An 18,922-nucleotide genomic window follows, 5' to 3' on the forward strand; every position below is an offset into this window, starting at 1 on the left:
CACTCCCTTAATACACGCCCCGCAGGAGAATCCAAGTGGCTGATAACGCACCTCTGGTCATCATTGGCACAGGCCTGGCTGGCTACAATCTGGCGAAGGAATTCCGCAAGCTCGATAGCGAGCGCCCGTTGTTGATGATCAGCGCTGATGATGGCCGCTTCTACTCTAAGCCATTGCTCTCGACCGGTTTTGCCAAGGGCAAGGAAGCCGACGAACTGGGCATGCAGGACGCGGCAACCATGGCCGCGCAGCTCAATGCCGACGTGCTGACAGGCGCCAGGGTGACCGCCATTGATCCGGCCAGTCGAACGCTGACGGTGGACGGGCGCAGCCAGCCCTACAGTGATCTGGTGCTGGCTACCGGCGCTGAAGTGCGTTCACTGCCGTGGCGCGACGCGTTGGGCGAGCGGCTGCTGTCGATCAACGATCTGACCGACTACGGTCAATTCCGTGCGGCGCTGCAGGGGCGTCGCAAGGTGGTGATTGTTGGCGCCGGTCTGATCGGTTGCGAGTTTGCCAATGACCTGCGCCTCGGCGGTTTTGAGGTCGCCGTGGTGGCGACGGACCCCTGGCTGATGCCGCAACTGCTGCCGGAGCAGGCCGCCGCTGCGGTGCAGGCCGGGCTGGAGGAGCTGGGCGTCAGCTTCCACCTTGGTTGCGGCATTGAGAGCATGCGGCTGGAGGGTGAGGGGCTGCGTGTGCGGCTGGATTCGGGTGTCGAGCTGGTTGCCGATCAGGCGCTCTCGGCCATCGGACTGGCGCCGCGGGCGGCACTGGCCGAGGCGGCCGGACTGGCGGTGGGGCGTGGCGTGCAGGTGGATCGCCAACTGCGCACCCGTGATCCACATATCTATGCCCTGGGTGACTGCGCCGAGGTCGCTGGTTTTAATCTGATGTACGTGATGCCGCTGATGACCTCTGCGCGGGCGCTGGCGAAAACCCTCAGTGGCACACCGACCGAGTTGAGTTATCCGGCGATGCCGATCATGGTGAAAACGCCAGCCTGCCCGCTGGTCGTCGCGCCACCGTTGACCGCGCAGTGCGGCAGTTGGCAATGCACGGGTGAGGGCAGTGACATGCGCGCACTCTATCTCGATGACAGTGGGCAGATGCATGGCTTTGCGCTGACCGGCACTGCGGTGGCGGAAAAACTGCAGTTGACCCGTGAACTCCCTGCCTGGCTAGGGTGATCCGGTCGACAATGTGGGACAGTTTGGCCTTTTGTCGGGAAAAACCGTGATTTTGCGCGCTCTGAGGGCTGAGACGACTGGCGAAACTGATTCAGTCGTGCCATGCTGATCGGGCCTTGCCAGAGCGCTTCGAGCGGGCTCGCAGGTGTCTGCCAGGGCCCGCCGCGAGGAATCGGCGGCAACAACAAAAACAACAGACAATGAGGCTTTATATGCGCAAACCAGATCTCGCAGCGGCGATTGCCGAAAAGGCAGACCTGAGCAAGGATCAGGCGAACCGAGTGCTCAACGCCGTACTGGACGAAATTACCCAGGCACTGAGTAACAAGGACTCCGTTACACTCGTCGGTTTCGGCACATTCCTGCAGCGTCATCGTGGCGCCCGCACCGGCAAAAACCCCCAGACCGGCGCTCCGGTCAAGATCAAGGCAAGCAACACCGTATCCTTCAAGCCGGGCAAAAGCCTGCGCGACGCGGTCAACTGAGCCTGACTCCCGCGACAGGGGCTCGCTCGGGCCCCTGCCTCTCTGCGCTCTACTCCGGACGTGCCGTCCCCTGATACTTGCTCACCAGCGAACGCAGTGCATCACGCGCATCCAGCACCTTGCCGACGACCTTGTCAGCGGACTCCCGCTCCAGACCAAGGCGCTCGAGCAGCGCGTCGGGAATGCTGAGTCGCGGCCCGCTGCCGATACCCTGCTCGCTGAGCAGCGCCAGTGACAGATAGATCAGGTTCGGATAGATGTGGTCGGTGCCCTGATAGTTCGCATTATGCTGCTGGCGCAGAGCGGTACAGACCTCGTCGGGCATGTCCCAGTAGCGCATCAGCCAGCTGCCGATCTGGTCACGGGTGACGCCGATCAGGTGTTGCTCGATCTGGTGTGGCTGTACATGCGGGTTGGCTTCAATGTGGCGGCAGATCAGTTTGAAGTAGGGCGGAAAGATATACGCCAGCACCAGATAGCCGAAGTTGTGCAGCAGGCCGCCGAGGTAGTTCAGGCCCATTTCCGGGCGACGCTCGCGCGGCATGGCCTTGGCCAGACCTTCGATCACGGCGGCGGTGTAAATGGCCTGCTCCCAGTACGGCGTGGCGCGATCCGGCGCGTCGTTGGGGAGCTTGAAGGTTTTACCCAAAGCAAGACCCACCGCCAGGTTGATCACCAGGTCAAAGCCCAGTACCCGCCCGATGGCGTCCTCGACCGAGCGAATCTTGCCGGGCGCAGCGTAGTAGGGGGAAGCGGCCCAACTGACGACCTGAGCCGCCAGGCTCGGATCGGTTTCGACTACATCAGCCAGATCGTCGACGTCCGCATCCGGGTTGACCCGCAGTTTCATCACCTTTTGTGCGGTTTCCGGCAGCGGTGGGATCTCAATCGTTTCTTCCAGCCGTTGCTTCATGCGCAGGGCCGTGAAATTCTGAACCGCGTCACTCAGGTCCTGATCGTCCTGGGCGGCGCTGACCGCCGACTTTTCCAGGCTACTCAGCGGGACTGAGAACTGGGCCAGGCTGACCTTGGCCATCAGGGTGCGGGCATCCGCTTGGTTCAGTACCAGCGACCAGCCATCCAGGCCGCTGTCGAGTACCAGCTCGGGCTGATCGAGCAGGCTACGCTCGCAGACACAGGGCGAGTTGAACAGGATAGGCAAGCCCGGCAGCTGGTTTAGCTGGTGTTTGCTCAGGATGCGCTGTAGCTCGCGGTTGCGAACCGGTTCCAGTTCGCGCCCGAGCAGCGAGCCGAGGCTCTTCAGATCCAACAGGTGGTCCTTGGGGATCAGGATCAGGACGGTGCCGACATTGTCACAAAGCAGGCTGGCCTGAATCTGTTGAGACGCTGGCCACCCTCCACTGGCGGGGCGCAACTGGTAGGCAATCCCTTGTTGTTGCAGGAGCTTTTCAATCAGGTCGGGCAGGCTGGCGCCAAATTGCTCGGAAGCGGCCGGGTTGCTCATTGTCTGTTCCTTGCTCGGTCAGGCGGGCTGGTGCCCCGATATTGCGGGATTCTTGTTCGATTCTAGCGTTTGGTCTATCTGCAGCATAGCTGCAGTCAGACCTGTGCAAAATGCTGGCCCTCAGCTATCCAGCGATCAAGCAGCGGCTGAACATGGCTGGGGTGGCGGCTGGCGAGTTGCTGGGCGGCTTGCTGAACGGCCGGCAGCAGATCGGCGTCACGCACCAGGTCGGCTACCCGAAACTGTACCAGACCTGTCTGTCGGGTACCCAGTACCTCACCTGGGCCGCGCAGGGCCAGGTCCTTTTCGGCGATGACGAAGCCGTCGGTACTTTCGCGCATGATGCCCAGCCGCTCGCGGCCGAGCGCTGACAGCGGTGCGTGGTAGAGCAGCACACAATGGCTGGCGGCACTGCCACGACCGACCCGGCCACGCAGCTGGTGCAGCTGAGCAAGACCCAGCCGCTCCGGATTCTCGATGATCATCAGACTGGCGTTGGGCACATCCACGCCGACCTCGATCACCGTGGTTGCCACCAGCAGGTGCAAGTCACCTTCCTTGAAGGCGGCCATGATTTCGGCTTTTTCTGCCGGTTTCATACGCCCGTGAATCAGGCCGATGGAGAGTTCCGGCAAGGCTTCGCAGAGTGACTCCCAGGTCGCCTCTGCAGCTTGTGCCTGCAGTTGCTCGGATTCCTCGATCAGGGTGCAGACCCAGTAGGCCTGACGGCCTTCGGCGCAGCCGGCACGGACCCGCTCGATGACCTCGACGCGGCGACTGTCGGAAATCAGCACGGTATTGACTGGGGTGCGTCCGGGCGGCAGCTCATCGAGGATTGATGTATCCAAGTCGGCGTAGGCGCTCATCGCCAGGGTGCGCGGGATCGGCGTGGCGGTCATGATCAACTGGTGCGGCGATACGCCGCCGGCAGCACCTTTGTCACGCAGGGCGAGGCGCTGCTGGACGCCGAAGCGGTGCTGCTCGTCGATGATCGCCAGGCCCAGATTGCGGAACTGCACGTCGTCTTGGAACAGCGCGTGGGTGCCGACAATCATCACCGCTTCGCCGCTGGCGATCAGTTGCAGCTGGTTGCTGCGCGCCTTGCCCTTCAGTTTGCCGGCGACCCAGGCCACTGACAGGCCGAGTGCAGCAAACCAGCGCTGGAAGTTGTTGAAGTGCTGCTCGGCCAGAATCTCGGTGGGTGCCATCAGCGCCACCTGCCAGCCTGCTTCGATGGCCTGCAGCGCAGCCAGCGCCGCGACGACGGTCTTGCCGGCACCGACATCACCCTGCACCAGGCGTAACATCGGTCTTGGTTGCGCCAGATCGAGCAGAATTTCATCAGCTACCCGGCGCTGGGCGCCGGTTAGCGGGAAGCCGAGCTGAGCGACAAAGCGGTCAGCCAGCTCACCGGCTGCGCGCATCGGCGGCGCCTTGTGCGCCCGCATCTGGGCGCGCAGCCGTAACATGGCCAGCTGATGCGCCATCAACTCCTCAAACGCGAGTCGGTGCTGTGCCCAGTGACGGCCATCCTGCAGGGCCTCGAGGTCGATGTCCGGCGGTGGCCGGTGCAGCAACTGGACGGCTTCGCGCAGTGGCGGCAGTTGGTATGCCTCGGCCAGCTCCGGCGGCAGCCACTCGGTCAGATGGTTGCCCTTGGCAAGCCAGGCCAGCGCCGCGTCACTGAGGCTGCGCAGGCGCTGTTGCGATAGCCCTTCGGTGGCGGGGTAGATGGGCGTCAGGGTGTCACTGACGGGCAGCGCCTCGGCGCCGTCAAGGTTGTGCAGCTCGGGATGGTAGATCTCCAGCCCGGAAGCGCCGGGCCGCACTTCGCCATAGCAGCGCCAGTGGCTGCCGCGGCTGAGATTGGCTTTGAGCGCGGCGGAAAAATAGTAGAAGCGCAGGCTCAGGGTGCCGCTGCCGTCCTGAATCCGGCACAGCAGGCTACGGCGGCGGCCCATAACCACCTCGGCACCAAGCACCGTGCCCTCGATCACCGCATCCAGCCCGGGCCGCAGCGCGCCGATCGGGGTGACGCGGGTACGGTCCTGATAGCGCATCGGCAGGTGAAACAGCAGATCCTGTACCGACGACAGGCCGAGCCGGTCCAGCTTGTCCGCGAGGGCTGGGCCGATACCTTTGAGAACGGTCAGCGATGTCTGTTCACTCACCCTCTGTCCTGCCTTGAATCAGCGTGATGGCTGGCCGACCGAGCACAGGCGAATCGAGTCGCTGAGTAGCTCAATCGCCTTCGGACGCGGGAAACTGGCTCGCCAGGCGACGGCGACAGTGCGGTAGGGGGCCGGGGCCTTGAACGGTTTGGTCACCAGCAGATCGGAGCTGTAATAACGGTCATCGGCGGCGGACATGGGCAAGACGGTCATGCCAATACCGGAGGCGACCATGTGGCGGATGGTCTCCAGCGAGCTGGATTCGACCGTGGTGTGCTTGTGCTGTTCCTCTCCTTTGCGCAGGGTGGGGCAGGCCTCGAGCACCTGATCGCGGAAGCAGTGGCCTTCACCCAGCAGCAGCAGCTTGTTGTCGTCCAGCTCGTCCAGCGTCACGGAGTCGCGCGCCGCCCAGGGGTGGCTGGCTGGCATCAGCAGACTGAACGGCTCGTCGTAGAGAGTCTTGGTCAGCACATCCGGCTCTTGGAATGGCAGCGCGATGATGATGGCGTCGAGTTCACCGTTGCGCAGCTTGTCGCGCAGCACATGGGTGAAGTTTTCTTCGATGTACAGCGGCATCTCCGGCGCGACTTTGTGCAGCTGCGGCACCAGATGCGGGAACAGGTAGGGGCCGATGGTGTAAATGGCGCCGACTTTGAGCGGTGCGGCCAGCTGGTTCTTGCCGGCGGTCGCCAGCTCACGGATGGACAGCGCCTCCTCCAGTACCTTCTGGGCCTGAGCGACAATGCGCTCGCCAATCGGCGTGACCCGAACGGCGCTTTTGCTGCGCTCAAAAATCATCACGCCCAGCTCTTCCTCCAGCTTCTTGACGCCTACGCTGAGGGTCGGCTGGGAGACATGGCAGCGCTCGGCGGCGTGGCCGAAGTGTTGCTCCTGGGCAAGGGTGACGATATAGCGGAGTTCGGTCAGGGTCATTGGCTGGCAATCTATCTGGCAACGGGAACGTAGGTTGAACGACTGGCTCTAGCATAGCTGTTTGGTTAATAGAGTAAAACAATCGAAGCGTGGCCGAGGATACTGCAGATCCCGCGTGGTGGCTGATACAGTGTCGGCCTTGAGTTGACGGACAGGAGAGACAAATGCCGCGGGTAGTGATCGCCGGATGTGGGGATGTGGGTTCGGCGCTGGCCAGTCGTCTGGTCGCGCGTGGGTGGCAGGTCTACGGTCTGCGCCGTGATGTCGCCAGACTGCCGGAGGGCGTGCTGCCCATTGCGGCAGATCTGTGTGCTGCCGAACGGCCTGCAGACTGGCCGGAGAAGGTCGATTACCTGGTGTTTTGCCCTGCGGCTGGTAAGCGTGACGCCGAGTTGTATCAGCGTCTGTATGTGCAGGGCCTGGAGAACGTGATCGGCTGGCTGGGTCAGGACAAAAAGAATCTCCGTCATCTGCTGCAGGTTTCCAGCACCGGCGTCTACGCCCAGCAGGATGGTGAGTGGGTCAGTGAGAACAGCCGCGCTGAGGCTGCCAGTGAAACCGGCAAGGCGTTGCTCGCCGCTGAGGATGTTGCACTGCGCAGTGGCGTGCCGGCGTCGGTGGTGAGGCTGGCGGGTATTTACGGGCCGGGTCGAAACCGGCTGATTGAACAGGCTCGGGCCGGGATGACGGTGCCAGCCGAGCCGCCGCAGTACACCAATCGGATTCATCGTGACGATGCGGTCGGCTTGCTGGAGCACCTGCTGCTGCAGGCCGAGGCACGGGAACTGCTGGCGCCCTGTTATCTGGGTGTTGACGACGAGCCGGCTGCACTGCATGAGGTTGTTCAGTGGTTGCGCGAGCAGGTCGGAGCAGAGGCTCGAGCTGATGGTCCGGGTAGCACCCGGGTCGGTAGCAAGCGCTGCAGCAATGCACTGGCACGCGAGACTGGCTGGGCACCGCAGTATCCGACCTATCGCGAGGGGTATGCGGCGCTGCTGGGGCACTAGAGAAAAGATCGCAGGGAATTATCTGGCCACTTAGCGTGTCGCAAGGGGAGTAGGACAATCCGCTAACCGCTCAAGAGGAGGCGCAGATGAAAAAATCAGCATCGGCTCACTGGGAAGGCTCGCTGAAGGAAGGCAAAGGTACCATTTCGACTGAAAGTGGCGCCCTTCAAGCCAACCCCTACGGCTTCAACACGCGCTTTGAGGACCAGCCAGGCACCAATCCCGAGGAGTTGATCGGCGCAGCGCACGCGGGGTGCTTCTCGATGGCCTTTTCCAACCTGCTGGGAGAGGCCGGGTACACAGCCAGCAGCATCGACACTCAGGCCGAGGTGACCCTGAGCAAGCAGGATGATGGCTTCGCCATTACCGCCGTGGCACTGACCATGAATGCCGTGATTCCCGGTATCGACCAGCAGGCCTTCGATGAAATTGCCGGCAAGGCAAAAAAGGGTTGCCCGGTTTCCAAGCTGTTGAATGCCGAGATCAGCCTCAAAGCTTCGCTCGGCTAGCCGAGCGAAGCCAGCTGCAAGCCACAAGCTGCAAGAAAAAACCCGCGCGGTGTTTAATCGCGTGGGTTTTTTATGAGCTGCTGGCGGCCCGGAAACCGTAAAAACAGTTGACGGTGTCGTCGTCGAACAGACACTGGCTAAGCTTGCAGCTCGGGGGGGTGGGCGTTAGCCCACCACCATAATCCCGTCCATCTCGACCGGTACGCCCTTGGGCAGCGCGGCAACGCCAATGGCGGCGCGTGCCGGGTAGGGCTTTTCGAAGTAGCGCTCCATGATTTCGTTGACCTTGGCAAAGTTGCCCAGGTCAGTGAGGAAGATATTCAGTTTGACGATGTCCTGCAGCGTGCCGCCAGCGGCTTCGGCAACGGCGCTCAAATTGTCGAATACACGGCAGACCTGTGCTTCGAAGCCTTCAACGACTTCCATGGTGGCCGGGTCCAGTGGAATCTGGCCGGACAGATAAACCGTGTTACCAACCTTGATAGCCTGGGAATACGGGCCGATGGCGGAAGGGGCCTGCTCGCTGGTGATGACTTGTTTGTTCATGTGTTCTCCGACGAAATTCAGTTTTTGAGACGGGTAATGCGCATCACGCCCTTGAGGTTGCGGATGCGCTTGATCAGTTGTGACAGGTGCAGGCGGTCACGAACCCGAACCACCAGTTGCACGACGCTGACGCGTCCGTCGCGTTCGTCGACGCTGATCTTGTCGATACTGGCGTCGGCGACGGTGATGCCGGTGGCGAGCTGGGCAATAATGCCGCGCTGGTGTTCCAGCTCGACGCGCAGCTCGACGGTAAATTCGCCGCTCACATCCTTGTCCCAGGCCAGGTTCAGGATCTTTTCGCTGTTGTGGCGGTTGTCTGCCAGATTTCGGCAGTTCTCCTGGTGAATGACCATGCCCTTGCCGGAGGACAGATAGCCAACAATCGGGTCACCCGGAATCGGGTTACAGCAGCGCGCGAAGCTGACGACCAGGCCTTCGGTGCCGCGAATCGCCAGCGGTTTTTCGTCGCTATCGCTGTCGTTGTCGGGGCTGACCTTCTGTGCCTCTTCTTCACTGCCGCCTTCGCTCGCCAGCAGGCGTCGGGCGACCACGTAGGCCATCCGGTTGCCGAGGCCGATGTCGGCCAGCAGGTCCTCCATTAGCTCCATGCCACAGTCGGTCAGCACGGCCTGGACGCGTGCCTCCGGGATCTCGCTGAGCTGGGTGCCGAAGCTGGCCAGTACCTTGTCCAGTAGCCGCTCGCCCAAGGCGATGGACTCGGAATGGCGCTGGTGCTTGAGGAAGTGGCGGATGTTGCTGCGGGCCTTGCCGGTAATCACGAAGCTGAGCCAGGCCGGATTCGGGCGGGCGCCCGGTGCGGTAATGATCTCGACGGTTTCGCCGCTTTCCAGCGGCTCGGACAGTGGCGCCAGGCGTCGGTTGACGCGGCAGGCGATGCAGCTGTTGCCGATGTCGGTGTGCACCGCGTAGGCAAAGTCGACCGGGGTCGAACCCTTGGGCAGCTCCATGATGCGGCCCTTTGGGGTGAAAATGTAGACCTCGTCCGGGAACAGGTCGATCTTGACGTTCTCGATGAACTCCAGCGAGTTGCCGGCGTTTTGCTGCAGCTCCAGCACGCTCTTGAGCCACTGCCGGGTGCGGGCGTGGTTGCCGTTGATCACCTCGTCCTTCGACTTGTAGACCCAGTGCGCGGCAATGCCGTTGTTGGCCAGCTCTTCCATCTCGTCGGTACGGATCTGAATCTCGATCGGTACCCCGTGCATGCCGAACAGCGTGGTGTGCAGGGACTGATAGCCGTTGGCCTTGGGGATCGCGATGTAGTCCTTGAAGCGACCGGGAAACGGCTTGTAAAGACTGTGTACCGCACCGAGCACGCGGTAGCAGGTATCCGGCTTGTCGACGATGATGCGGAACGCGTAGACGTCCATGATTTCATTGAACGACTTCTTCTTGCCGCGCATCTTCTGGTAGATGCCGTACAGGTGCTTCTCGCGGCCCATCACCTTGCCCTGCAGGCCCTCGCGTTCCAGACAGGCCTGCAGCGACTCAAGAATGCGGTTCAGCAGTTCCTTGCGGTTGCCGCGGGCGTTGCGTACGGCGCGGTCGATCAGCATCGAGCGCATCGGATACATGGCCTTGAAGCCGAGGTCTTCGAACTCGGTGCTCAGGCTGTGCATACCCAGACGGTTGGCGATGGGCGCATAAATCTCAAGGGTTTCCTTGGCGATGCGGCGGCGTTTTTCCGGCGCCAGTGCGCCCAGGGTGCGCATGTTGTGCAGGCGGTCGGCGAGCTTGACCAGTATCACCCGGATATCCCGGGCCATGGCCAACGCCATCTTCTGGAAGTTCTCGGCCTGGGCCTCGGCCTTGCTCTCGAAGGTCATCTGGGTCAGCTTGCTGACCCCGTCTACCAGCTCGGCAACGGTGTCGCCAAACTGTTCGACCAGTGCATCCTTGGGAATGCCGGTGTCTTCGATAACATCGTGCAGCATGGCTGCCATCAGGCTCTGATGGTCCATGTGCATGTCGGCGAGGATGTTGGCTACTGCCAGCGGATGAGTAACGTAGGGCTCGCCGCTGCGACGGGTCTGGCCGTCATGGGCTTGCTCGGCGTAGAAATAGGCGCGCCGGACCAGATTGACCTGTTCCGGCTCAAGGTAATTGCCAAGATTGTCGGCAAAAACTTCTATCGCAGACATGCAGCTCTCCCGCACCCGTGCTGACGGGTGATGACCTCAGGGATGCCCGGCCTGCGCAATCCTTTTACTCGGCCAGTTCGGTAGTTTCCAGCGAGTACAGCGGCTCCTGCTGATCCTGCAGGGCTTCTTCGGCGAGGATTTCATTGGTAACCAGGCCTTCGGCGACTTCACGCAGCGCAACGACGGTGGGCTTGTCGTTCTCCCATGCTACCTTGGCGTCCTTGCCGCCGGTGGCCAGCTGACGGGCGCGCTTGGAGGCCAGCATGACCAGTTCGAAACGGTTATCTACATTTTCCAGGCAGTCTTCAACGGTGACGCGAGCCATGGGGGTACTCCGGAAAGGTAACTAATTGACAGATCGGCGCGCCCGGCATTTGTTCCGGACGCAGGACCTGACAGTGTACTGGCTGATGCTTCAGTCTGACAAGAGCGCTTGCAGCAAGGAGGTGTGGCGCGCCTGCTGGGCGACGGTCTGCAGACGGTAGCTGCGGACGATGGCCTTGAGATCATCGAGGGCGTGGTCGAAGGTGTCGTTAATCACTAGGCTGTCGAACTCGACGTAGTGGCTCATTTCCGCTACGGCCTCGGCCATGCGGCGGTCGATCACCTCGTCGTGGTCCTGGCCGCGCGAGTTCAGACGGTGGCGCAGGGCTTCGCGTGACGGCGGCAGGATAAAGATCGAGTGCGCCTGTGGCAGCTTGCGGCGTACCTGCTCCGCCCCTTGCCAGTCGATTTCGAGGATAATGTCGTGGCCGCGTGCCAAGGCCTGCTCGACTGCAGTCTGCGAGGTGCCATAGAGATTGCCGAAGACCTCGGCGTGCTCCAGGAAGTCGCCAGCTTCAACCAGGCGAATAAAGGCGTCGCGATCAGTGAAGTGATAGTTCACGCCATCCGCTTCGCCGGGGCGCATCGGGCGAGTGGTGTGCGAGACCGATACGTGCAGGTTGGGCGTCTGTTCGATCAGTGCCTTGACCAGGCTGGTTTTGCCTGCGCCGGACGGGGCGGAGATGATGTACAGAGTGCCGGTGGCGTGGGTCATCGGACAGGGTTCCTGCGGTGCGTAGTGGATAAGCGCGCAATTATAGGGTTTCCGCGCGGTGGCGTCATGGTTACCTGTCGCTTCCGCTAAGCTGTCTGCTCAGACAGAATTCCGAGCACAGGAGCAGGGATGATTTCGAAATGGCAATGGCTTTTGACGCAGCTGACACGGACGCTCTGGGTTCGCGCCTCCCTGTACGCGGTATTTGCGGTCGCCGCGGCGCTGCTTTCGGTGCTGGCACAGCAGTTGTTGCCCACCACGTTGCCGATCACCATTGGAGCAGATGCGGTTGACCGCATTCTCGATATCCTTGCCTCTAGTATGCTGGCGGTAACGACCTTCTCGCTGAGTGTCATGGTAGCGGCATACAGCGCTGCAACGGCCAATGTGACGCCAAGGGCGACGCGCCTGCTGATGCAGGACACCACCACGCAGAATGTACTGGGTACCTTTATCGGTGCGTTTCTCTTCAGTCTGGTGGGGCTGGTGGCGCTCAGCACCAAGGCGTACGACGAGAATGGGCGGGTGTTGCTGTTTGCCGTGACCCTGGTGGTCATTGTGCTGATTGTGGTGACGATTCTGCGCTGGATTGATCATCTGTCGCGGTTTGGCCGGGTTGGTGAAACGACAGCCAGGGTCGAGGCCGTGACCAGCAACGCTCTGGTGGACCGGATCGCCAATCCGTGTCTCGGTGCGAGGCAACTGGACCCGAACGGAATTCCACGGCAAGCGACGCCGCTGTATCCGCAGCACAGTCTGTATCTGCAGCACCTGGATGTGGGCGCTCTGGCTGACTGTGCCGAAGCACATTCGCTGCGCCTGTATGTGGTGGTGCTGCCCGGCAACTTTGTTCATCCGGCGTCACCGTTACTCTGGTTTGAAGGCGACGCCGACGAGGCCGCTCAGGCGCGCTTGCGCGAGTGCTTCACGCTGGGTGACCTGCGCTCGTTTGATCAGGATCCGCGTTTCGGCCTTGCGGTGCTGTCCGAGATCGCCTCGCGGGCGCTGTCCCCTGCGGTCAATGATCCGGGTACGGCGATCGACATTCTCAGCCGCGGCGTGCGGCTGCTGTCGGCTTGGGTGGACTATCACGAGCCTGAGCCGGATACGGTCTGTTACCCGCAAGTCTGGGTTCCTGCACTTACGCTGGACGACCTGTTCGATGACCTGTTTGGGCCGATTGTGCGGGATGGGGCGGGCCGCGTTGACGTGCAGCTGCGGCTGGCCAAGGCGCTGCAGGCGCTGGCCGCGCGTGACGAACGGTTTCTGCAGCCAGCACAGCGCCTGGGTGCCGCGGTGCGCGCGCTGGCCGAGCACGCGATGGTGCTCGAGGCAGACCGTCAGCGGGTGCTGGCGGCAGTGGATCGAATAGGTCAGCACTAGCGCGATCTGCTGAGCACCCTTGCTTGCGTTTATGGGGGCGTATTTGAAGCACGTGGTAGCCGCCAACAGGAGCAGTAGTGGTGATATGGTGTAGGGCTGAGCAGTGTCTGATGTGCTGCTCGCAGGCGCCCCCGCCGGCCCTTTCGAACAATAATGGAGTTCTGCAGCATGATTCGAATCACCGTTTCCTACCCCGCGCAGGACAATGCGCGCTTTGACCACAGCTATTACCAGCAACAGCACGCTCAACTGATCCATCAGCAGCTGGATGCGCACGGGTTGCTGAAGCTGGAAGTGGATCAGTGTCTGGCTGATGGTGCAGGGCAGGCGCCGCAGTTTGTGGCCTCCGCGCATTTGTTCTTTGCCGATATGGCGCAGTTTCAGGCGGCCTTCGCCGCTGGCGGCCAGGCGCTGAATGAGGACATGGCGAATTACACCGATATCACGCCGGTTGTCACCATCAGTCAGGTTGTTGCCTGATTATCCCGGCCCGCGCCTGATTATCGGGTGTGGGCCACTCGGCCGCACCCGTTGCGCCGAAACCGCTACAATAGCGCCGCTTTGTCCTTTCATCCCGTCGAGGAATTACCCTGATGACCGCACGTCGGATTTCATCAGCGTTGCGCGCTGCTGATCACAGAACTGCTGCCACGGCGCCGGCTTCCGGTGCCGGCGCATTGCGTCAGGATCGAATCTATCAGGCCATCAGCGACGCCATCATCGAGCACCGGCTGCAGCCGGGGGCGCGCTTGCGTGAGGATGCGCTGGCTGAGGTGTTCGGGGTCAGCAGAACCGGTATTCGCAAGGTGCTGCAGCGCCTCGCCATGGATCAGCTGGTCACCCTGACACCGGGCAAGGGCGCCAGTGTCACCCGGCCGTCCGCCGAGGAGGCACGGGAAGTCTTTGATGCGCGGCGGATGGTGGAGTGTGGCCTGATGCGGCAACTGGCGCGGCAGATTGATGAGGCGGCGCTGGCGGCGTTGCGCGCGCTGGCCGAGCAGGAGCAGCAGGCGTTGGCGGCGCGCGATCAGAGTGCAGCGATCAAGTGCTCGGCGGAGTTTCACAGTCGGCTGGCGGTGCTGGCCGGTAATCAGACGCTGGCGAGTTTTGTCGTCCAGCTGTGTTCGCGCTCATCGTTGATTCTGGCGGTGTACGGCAACGCCGGGAATCTGGGCTGCGATTGTACCGATCACAGCCGGCTGATCACGCTGCTGGAAGCTCGGGATGGTCAGGCGGCTGCCGCTTTCATGGCGCAGCACCTGGATGCCATTGAGGGCTCGCTGGCGATTGCCGACTCGCCGCAGACCACGCCGGATTTGCAGGATATCTTCGCCGCCTATCGCGGCTGATGACGCCGACGGTGCAGGCACCGTCGGCAGCCTTGGGGTTCAGCGGCGGAAGCGCTGGCAGGGCCCCCAGTATTGCATCAGCAGGTAGTAGCTGACCCCGGCCGGGATCAGGCTGGCATACCAGGACACACTGGATACGTTCAGTGCGACCACGGCACCAATGGCGGTTGCGATCAGCGCGGCGTAGTTGACCCCCTGATACGGGCCGTTGGCGTCGTACAGGTGCTCCAGATTCAGCGTACGCTTGCGGATCAGATAGTAGTCCACCACCAGAATCGCGAAGATCGGGCCGAGGAAGGCCGAGTAGGTCTGCACGAATACCTGCAGGCCGGCGGCTGAATCTTCGCTGACCAGTTTCCACGGGAAGGTCGCGAAGGCCAGCAGGCCGACGATCACGGTAGCCGGTCGGAACTTCAGCTTGAATACATCCATTAGCACGTAGGTTGGTGGCACCACGTTGTTCAGTACGTTGGTGGTGACCTGAGCGAAGGCGATGAACAGCAGGGTGGTCATCAGCAGCGGGGTGTTGTCGACCGCGTTGGCAAACACCTGAATCGGGTCGGCGACGCCGGTGGCCTCGGAGACCATGTACCCGATCAGGCCCATGAACAAGGTGCAGGGCAGAATCGACATCGAGTAAATGGTGGTCAGCAGGCCGGGGCCGGTGCCGTGTTTGTGCTCACGGGCGTAGTCGCTGACGTTGAGGATCATGGTGCTGTAGATGCCGAGGAACAGCATGGTCGCACTCCAGAACGGCAGGCCCCATGAGCCCTGCATGGTCAGCAGACTGCCCGACAGTTCGTCACCGTAGCGCTGCACGGTGCTGTAGAACATGTAGACCAGCGAGGCGAGGATAAAGGCGCTGCCGACATTCTCCAGCCACTTGATGCCCTGAAAGCCCATGACCGAAAGGCCAATCTGCAGGAACTGGAAGGCGATAAAGAAGAACACCAGATTGTCGAAGCCGAACAGGGTGGCGGACACCATGTTCAGGGCGCCAGCGCCAATCCAGCTCTGGAAACCGTACCAGACGATCGCGGGAACCGCGCGCACCAGGCCGGGTAGTCGGGTGCCGGCGAAGCCGAAGGCGCTGCGCGCCTGCACCATGAACGGGATGCCGTATTTGTAACCGGCGGCGCCGTTCAAGACCAGGGCAACGCCAATGACGAAGCAGCCAATGGCAATCGCCAGGGTGGCCTGGATCAGGTTCAGGCTGCCGACCACGCTGGAGCCCATGGTAAAGGTGCCGATGGAAACGCAACCACCAAACCAGGCCAGCAGATAGGACAAGCGCCCCATAATGCGAACCTTCTGGGGCGCGAGGGACTCCTCGCCGGCGGCCTTGGTTTCGTTGCTCGGCTGGCTGCCGGCGGTGAGCGTGCTGGCGTCAGTGTTCATGAGACTCCCCCGTGGGCTGTGTTGTGCATTGTTGTCTCCCCGGATCATCCGATCCTGCGGTTTTTTTGTGTTTGCCCCGCGGGGCGCGCTGTCACCTGATCAGCCGTGGGCCAGATCAGAATACTCGGCAAAGCGTCCGGTGAAGCGCTTGCTGCCCGGAAACGCCAAATCGCCAAATTTGCTGGTACCCAGCCCCAGCCCAACCACGGCTTCGGCCAGCTTCACCGCGGCGGTTACGCCTTCCACCACGGGCAGACCGACCGCGTCGCTGATCTGCGGGGTCAGGTCGGCCATGCCACCGCAACCAAGCACGATGGCGCCGATGTTGTCTTCGCGCTTGGCCTTCAGGCACTCGTCGATGATGCGCTCGAGTGCGATATCCGGGTTCTCTTCCAGATCCAGCACCGGAATGTCGGCGGCGCGCAGGCGTCGGCAGCTGTGGCGGAAGCCGTAATTGTCGAGCAGATGCTCGGCAATGATCAGGGTGCGCGGCAGGGTGGTAACCACCGAGAAGCGGGTGCTGATCATACTGGCGACATGGAACGCGGCTTCGGCGATGCCGATCACCGGGGCGCGGGTCAGCTCGCGAGCGGCATACAGGCCGGGGTCGCCAAAGCAGGCAATGATGTAGGCATCGGTGCCTTCGCGCTCACCGGCGCGCACTTCCTCAACGACGCCCAGGGCACTTACCGCCTCGTCGAAATGGCTTTCGATCGACACCGGGCCGCTGTCTGGCTGGCTGGCAGTGATCCGCGTGCCGGGTGCGGCAACCGCTTTGGCCGCCTCGCCGATGGTCTCGGTCATGGCGTGGGTGGTGTTCGGGTTGATGACGCGAATATGCATGAATCTGGCCTGCCCATGTATGTACACAAAAGAGTAGATTAATTGTATACAATCGTCTGAGTCAAAAAATCAAAATGCCTTGCAGTTATCGCGCGTAATAAGCACTACGTACTCGAACTGCAGGCTTTCTTCAGCGAAAGAGGTGTCTTAATGATCGATAGCGCTGTGTATCCACGCGATCTGATCGGCTACGGCCGCACCCCGCCGGAAGCCCGTTGGCCCGGCCGTGCGCGGATCGCCGTTCAATTTGTGCTCAACTACGAAGAGGGCGGTGAGAACTGTGTGCTGCACGGCGACAGCCACTCCGAGCAGTTCCTGTCGGAAATCATTGGTGCGGCGGCGTTCGATGATCGCCATATGAGCATGGAGTCGATCTACGAGTACGGCTCGCGGGTGGGTGTCTGGCGCCTGCTCAACGAATTCGAGCGGCGCGGTTTGCCGTTGACCGTGTTTGGCGTGGCGATGGCGCTTGAGCGGCATCCGGAAGTAGCCCAGGCGTTCCATGAGTTGGGCCACGAAATCGCCTGCCACGGCTGGCGCTGGATTCACTACCAGAACATCCCCGAAGCGGTTGAGCGCGAGCACCTGCAGCGTGCACTGGACATCTTCCAGCGCCTCTACGGCAGTCAACCGGAGGGCTGGTACACCGGGCGGGACAGCCCCAACACCCGGCGTCTGCTGCTGGATCAGGGCGGCTTCCTCTATGACAGCGACTACTACGGTGATGATCTGCCGTTCTGGACCCGTGAGGCGGACAGCGCCGGCGCGCTGCACAATCACCTGATCGTGCCTTACACTCTCGATACCAACGACATGCGCTTTGCCTCACCGCAGGGCTTCAACACCGGCGACCACTTCTTCCAGTATCTGAAAGACGCTTTTGACGTGCTCTACGCTGAGGGTGAAGACTTGCCGAAGATGCTGTCGATCGGTCTGCACTGCCGGTTGATCGGCCGCCCCGGCCGCTTCCGCGCGTTGCAGCGTTTTCTTGATTACATCGAATCCCATGATCGGGTCTGGGTGACACGCCGTGTCGATATCGCCCGCCATTGGGCCGAGCATCATCCCGCACAGAACCAGGAGTCAGCATGAGCAAGCAATCCGAACCCCGCAGCTACTACGCGCCAACCGGCGGGCACCCGCCGCAGACGCAGCTGACCACCGACCGTGCGGTCTTCACCGAGGCCTACGCGGTGATTCCCAAGGGCGTGATGCGCGATATCGTTACCAGCCACCTGCCGTTCTGGACCGGTACCCGTCTGTGGGTGCTGTCGCGCCCGCTCAGCGGCTTTGCCGAAACCTTTTCGCAGTACATCATGGAAGTGCAACCGGGTGGCGGCAGTGACAAGCCGGAAACCGACGCCTCCGCCGAAGGCGTGCTGTTCGTGGTGGAAGGCGAAATGACGCTAACCCTGAACGGTCAGCAGCATCTGATGAAAGAGGGCGGCTACGCCTTTATTCCGCCAAGCAGCGACTGGCAACTGCACAACAACAGCGGCGCTGTGGTGCGCTTCCACTGGATTCGCAAGGCCTACCAGAAAGTCGAGGGTATCGACGCGCCGGAAGCTTTCGTCACCAACGAAAATGACATCGAGCCGCTGGTGATGCCCGGCACCGACGGGGCCTGGAGCACCACTCGCTTTGTCGACATGAGCGACATGCGGCACGACATGCACGTGAATATCGTCAACTTCCAGCCGGGCGGTGCGATTCCCTTTGCCGAGACCCACGTCATGGAGCACGGCCTCTATGTGCTGGAAGGCAAGGCGGTGTATCTGCTGAACAAGGACTGGGTTGAGGTCGAAGCCGGCGACTACATGTGGCTGCGCGCCTTCTGCCCGCAAGCATGCTATGCCGGCGGCCCCGGCCCGTTCCGCTACTTGCTGTACAAGGACGTCAACCGCCACATGAAACTGCCGGCGCTTGACCGTTGAGGAGCAGGAGATGAGTGCTGACGTGTTGCAGCTGACGGCCCAGCCCCTGACACCGGAGGCCTTCGCGGCCTTCGGTGACGTGATCGATGCGCGCAGCTCCGCGCATTTCATGATCAACGCGGGCCGTACCCGTCGCCATCATGATCTGGCCAGGGTTGAGGTGGCCGGTGAATCACCGCGGGTGCTGATCAGCATCTTTGTCAGCCAGCCGGTCACCGTGCCGCTGGAGCTGACCTTTCTGGAGCGCCATCCGCTCGGCAGTCAGGCGTTTATGCCGCTGCACGAGGAGCAGTTTTTGATCGTGGTGGCGCCGCCGGGCGATGCGATTGATCCGGCCGAGGTGCGCGCCTTCATCACCGACGGCCGCCAGGGCGTCAACTACCGCATCGGCACCTGGCATGCCATCCAGTCGGTGCTGGAGCGTGAAGGGGAGTTTCTGGTGGTTGATCGCGGTGGTGCCGGTCACAACTGCGACGAGCATCCGATCAACATCCGGGTCACGCTGGAGTGA

At 62.1% G+C, this 18,922-nt stretch carries 19 protein-coding genes; 10 read left to right on the forward strand and 9 right to left on the reverse strand.

Going from position 1 to position 18,922, the window contains the following annotated elements; all coding sequences use genetic code 11:
- The first annotated feature begins 35 nt into the window (after positions 1-35).
- Both ACKPCU_RS03120 and ACKPCU_RS03125 read left to right on the forward strand, forming a co-directional pair.
- Positions 36-1,190, forward strand: coding sequence for an NAD(P)/FAD-dependent oxidoreductase (locus tag ACKPCU_RS03120; protein ID WP_321349828.1), 1,155 nt, complete (start codon positions 36-38; stop codon positions 1,188-1,190).
- A gap of 212 nt (positions 1,191-1,402) precedes the next feature.
- Positions 1,403-1,675, forward strand: coding sequence for an HU family DNA-binding protein (locus ACKPCU_RS03125; protein ID WP_088275784.1), 273 nt, complete (start codon positions 1,403-1,405; stop codon positions 1,673-1,675).
- A 49-nt stretch (positions 1,676-1,724) separates the two neighbouring features.
- Here ACKPCU_RS03125 and ACKPCU_RS03130 read toward each other — a convergent pair whose 3' ends face one another.
- The 3 genes from ACKPCU_RS03130 to ACKPCU_RS03140 form a co-directional block, all read right to left on the reverse strand.
- Positions 1,725-3,140: an aminoacyl-tRNA deacylase and HDOD domain-containing protein gene (locus ACKPCU_RS03130; protein ID WP_321349832.1), complete on the reverse strand. Its 1,416-nt coding sequence runs from the start codon at positions 3,138-3,140 to the stop codon at positions 1,725-1,727.
- A 95-nt stretch (positions 3,141-3,235) separates the two neighbouring features.
- Positions 3,236-5,311, reverse strand: a complete 2,076-nt coding sequence (gene recG / locus ACKPCU_RS03135; RefSeq protein WP_321349834.1) for an ATP-dependent DNA helicase RecG — start codon at positions 5,309-5,311, stop codon at positions 3,236-3,238.
- Between the two features lie 18 nt (positions 5,312-5,329).
- The gene (locus ACKPCU_RS03140; RefSeq protein ID WP_104736609.1) at positions 5,330-6,244 is read right to left on the reverse strand and encodes a hydrogen peroxide-inducible genes activator; all 915 of its coding nucleotides are present in this window, start codon (positions 6,242-6,244) and stop codon (positions 5,330-5,332) included.
- 164 nt (positions 6,245-6,408) lie between these two features.
- On the opposite strand from ACKPCU_RS03140, the gene ACKPCU_RS03145 reads away from it, so the two are divergent.
- Positions 6,409-7,251 (forward strand): NAD(P)H-binding protein, encoded by an 843-nt coding sequence (locus tag ACKPCU_RS03145; protein WP_321349837.1) that lies wholly within the window; start codon positions 6,409-6,411, stop codon positions 7,249-7,251.
- A gap of 86 nt (positions 7,252-7,337) precedes the next feature.
- Positions 7,338-7,760 carry an OsmC family protein gene (locus ACKPCU_RS03150; RefSeq protein ID WP_321349839.1) on the forward strand — a complete coding sequence of 141 codons (423 nt, stop codon included), beginning with the start codon at positions 7,338-7,340 and terminating at the stop codon, positions 7,758-7,760.
- A 165-nt stretch (positions 7,761-7,925) separates the two neighbouring features.
- Here the strand turns inward: ACKPCU_RS03150 and ACKPCU_RS03155 are convergent, their stop codons facing one another.
- From ACKPCU_RS03155 to gmk, 4 genes are all read right to left on the reverse strand, one after another.
- Complete coding sequence (locus ACKPCU_RS03155; RefSeq protein ID WP_104736606.1) at positions 7,926-8,306, reverse strand: RidA family protein; 381 nt, start codon at positions 8,304-8,306, stop codon at positions 7,926-7,928.
- 17 nt (positions 8,307-8,323) lie between these two features.
- Complete coding sequence (gene spoT, locus ACKPCU_RS03160) at positions 8,324-10,465, reverse strand: bifunctional GTP diphosphokinase/guanosine-3',5'-bis pyrophosphate 3'-pyrophosphohydrolase (RefSeq protein ID WP_104736605.1); 2,142 nt, start codon at positions 10,463-10,465, stop codon at positions 8,324-8,326.
- Between the two features lie 64 nt (positions 10,466-10,529).
- Positions 10,530-10,790 (reverse strand): DNA-directed RNA polymerase subunit omega, encoded by a 261-nt coding sequence (rpoZ, locus tag ACKPCU_RS03165; RefSeq protein ID WP_104736604.1) that lies wholly within the window; start codon positions 10,788-10,790, stop codon positions 10,530-10,532.
- Positions 10,791-10,880: 90 nt separating this feature from the next.
- A complete protein-coding gene (gene gmk / locus ACKPCU_RS03170) occupies positions 10,881-11,504 on the reverse strand; it encodes a guanylate kinase (protein ID WP_321349844.1) in 624 nt (207 codons plus the stop codon).
- Between the two features lie 129 nt (positions 11,505-11,633).
- Here gmk and ACKPCU_RS03175 point away from each other — a divergent pair, with 129 nt between their 5' ends.
- From ACKPCU_RS03175 to ACKPCU_RS03185, 3 genes are all read left to right on the forward strand, one after another.
- A complete protein-coding gene (locus ACKPCU_RS03175; protein ID WP_321349846.1) occupies positions 11,634-12,887 on the forward strand; it encodes a DUF2254 domain-containing protein in 1,254 nt (417 codons plus the stop codon).
- 168 nt (positions 12,888-13,055) lie between these two features.
- Complete coding sequence (locus tag ACKPCU_RS03180) at positions 13,056-13,367, forward strand: EthD family reductase (RefSeq protein ID WP_170062971.1); 312 nt, start codon at positions 13,056-13,058, stop codon at positions 13,365-13,367.
- A 113-nt stretch (positions 13,368-13,480) separates the two neighbouring features.
- A complete protein-coding gene (locus ACKPCU_RS03185; RefSeq protein WP_321349849.1) occupies positions 13,481-14,236 on the forward strand; it encodes a GntR family transcriptional regulator in 756 nt (251 codons plus the stop codon).
- A 39-nt stretch (positions 14,237-14,275) separates the two neighbouring features.
- Here the strand turns inward: ACKPCU_RS03185 and ACKPCU_RS03190 are convergent, their stop codons facing one another.
- Positions 14,276-15,634 (reverse strand): NCS1 family transporter, encoded by a 1,359-nt coding sequence (locus ACKPCU_RS03190; protein WP_321349850.1) that lies wholly within the window; start codon positions 15,632-15,634, stop codon positions 14,276-14,278.
- Positions 15,635-15,733: 99 nt separating this feature from the next.
- Positions 15,734-16,477, reverse strand: coding sequence for an aspartate/glutamate racemase family protein (locus tag ACKPCU_RS03195; RefSeq protein WP_321349852.1), 744 nt, complete (start codon positions 16,475-16,477; stop codon positions 15,734-15,736).
- Positions 16,478-16,627: 150 nt separating this feature from the next.
- On the opposite strand from ACKPCU_RS03195, the gene puuE reads away from it, so the two are divergent.
- From puuE to ACKPCU_RS03210, 3 genes are read left to right on the forward strand one after another with little or no spacing between them, the layout of a single operon-like run.
- Positions 16,628-17,569, forward strand: coding sequence for an allantoinase PuuE (puuE, locus tag ACKPCU_RS03200; protein ID WP_104736597.1), 942 nt, complete (start codon positions 16,628-16,630; stop codon positions 17,567-17,569).
- Complete coding sequence (locus tag ACKPCU_RS03205) at positions 17,566-18,411, forward strand: bifunctional allantoicase/(S)-ureidoglycine aminohydrolase (protein ID WP_321349855.1); 846 nt, start codon at positions 17,566-17,568, stop codon at positions 18,409-18,411. Before puuE ends, ACKPCU_RS03205 begins: the two co-directional genes overlap by 4 nt.
- A 22-nt stretch (positions 18,412-18,433) precedes the next feature.
- Positions 18,434-18,922: an ureidoglycolate lyase gene (locus tag ACKPCU_RS03210; RefSeq protein ID WP_321351723.1), complete on the forward strand. Its 489-nt coding sequence runs from the start codon at positions 18,434-18,436 to the stop codon at positions 18,920-18,922.

The sequence above is a fragment of the Halopseudomonas oceani genome, from assembly GCF_963677335.1.
GTDB lineage: Bacteria > Pseudomonadota > Gammaproteobacteria > Pseudomonadales > Pseudomonadaceae > Halopseudomonas > Halopseudomonas oceani.

Coding starts and splice junctions, on each gene's coding strand:
- ACKPCU_RS03150 (WP_321349839.1), top strand. CDS start 7,338: ATGAAAAAATCAGCATCGGCTCACTGGGAAGGCTCGCTGAAGGAAGGC.
- rpoZ (WP_104736604.1), bottom strand. CDS start 10,790: ATGGCTCGCGTCACCGTTGAAGACTGCCTGGAAAATGTAGATAACCGT.
- ACKPCU_RS03125 (WP_088275784.1), top strand. CDS start 1,403: ATGCGCAAACCAGATCTCGCAGCGGCGATTGCCGAAAAGGCAGACCTG.
- ACKPCU_RS03180 (WP_170062971.1), top strand. CDS start 13,056: ATGATTCGAATCACCGTTTCCTACCCCGCGCAGGACAATGCGCGCTTT.
- gmk (WP_321349844.1), bottom strand. CDS start 11,504: ATGACCCACGCCACCGGCACTCTGTACATCATCTCCGCCCCGTCCGGC.
- ACKPCU_RS03185 (WP_321349849.1), top strand. CDS start 13,481: ATGACCGCACGTCGGATTTCATCAGCGTTGCGCGCTGCTGATCACAGA.
- ACKPCU_RS03205 (WP_321349855.1), top strand. CDS start 17,566: ATGAGCAAGCAATCCGAACCCCGCAGCTACTACGCGCCAACCGGCGGG.
- ACKPCU_RS03175 (WP_321349846.1), top strand. CDS start 11,634: ATGATTTCGAAATGGCAATGGCTTTTGACGCAGCTGACACGGACGCTC.
- ACKPCU_RS03195 (WP_321349852.1), bottom strand. CDS start 16,477: ATGCATATTCGCGTCATCAACCCGAACACCACCCACGCCATGACCGAG.
- ACKPCU_RS03155 (WP_104736606.1), bottom strand. CDS start 8,306: ATGAACAAACAAGTCATCACCAGCGAGCAGGCCCCTTCCGCCATCGGC.
- puuE (WP_104736597.1), top strand. CDS start 16,628: ATGATCGATAGCGCTGTGTATCCACGCGATCTGATCGGCTACGGCCGC.
- ACKPCU_RS03145 (WP_321349837.1), top strand. CDS start 6,409: ATGCCGCGGGTAGTGATCGCCGGATGTGGGGATGTGGGTTCGGCGCTG.
- ACKPCU_RS03130 (WP_321349832.1), bottom strand. CDS start 3,140: ATGAGCAACCCGGCCGCTTCCGAGCAATTTGGCGCCAGCCTGCCCGAC.
- spoT (WP_104736605.1), bottom strand. CDS start 10,465: ATGTCTGCGATAGAAGTTTTTGCCGACAATCTTGGCAATTACCTTGAG.
- ACKPCU_RS03190 (WP_321349850.1), bottom strand. CDS start 15,634: ATGAACACTGACGCCAGCACGCTCACCGCCGGCAGCCAGCCGAGCAAC.
- ACKPCU_RS03140 (WP_104736609.1), bottom strand. CDS start 6,244: ATGACCCTGACCGAACTCCGCTATATCGTCACCCTTGCCCAGGAGCAA.